A 558-nucleotide genomic window follows, 5' to 3' on the forward strand; every position below is an offset into this window, starting at 1 on the left:
GGCGAGCACGTCGAGGGCGAATGGGGCGACGTCGCTACGATCATGCTCACGCGGACGGGTTCATCGAAGCCGGACGGTGAGCGGGTGCCGCCGGTCGATCACGGCGACCGCGTGGCCCGCACGTGGTCGCAGGGTGACGTGTACGACGTGGTGCGGAACGCAGCGGAGTACCATCTCGGCTTAGAGTCTGAACAGTGGGGGTACGTTCGTGGTGACGACGTGCACGGGTTGGATGCTGAGAATCCGGGAGAGAACGCCTGTTACGTGCATTGTCACGATGCTATTTACATCGACTTGCAGGCAACAGGGCTACGCGACACGTTCGACACGGACCACGAGATCGTGGCTGTGTTGGAGAACACGTTCTACCCGGCGATTGAGAAGCACATCGAAGCGTGTGACTTGGCGAAACCAGAGGCTCATACCCGCGAGAAGGCCATAGAGGTGCGCTTAGACTTGGAGGAACCGGCGGGATACGCGACGGAGTACCTTCGGCTACAGGAGGACACGCCGATGATGGAGATGCCGGTCGAAATGCAGGCGTTCGCAGCTATCGAG

Annotated in this window: 1 pseudogene; it reads left to right on the top strand. The window is 60.9% G+C overall.

The annotated features are described in order from the left end of the window. A pseudogene (locus tag C480_RS09795) lies at positions 1 to 558 on the top strand (hypothetical protein); the annotation flags it as partial.

The organism is Natrialba aegyptia DSM 13077, assembly GCF_000337535.1.
GTDB lineage: Archaea > Halobacteriota > Halobacteria > Halobacteriales > Natrialbaceae > Natrialba > Natrialba aegyptia.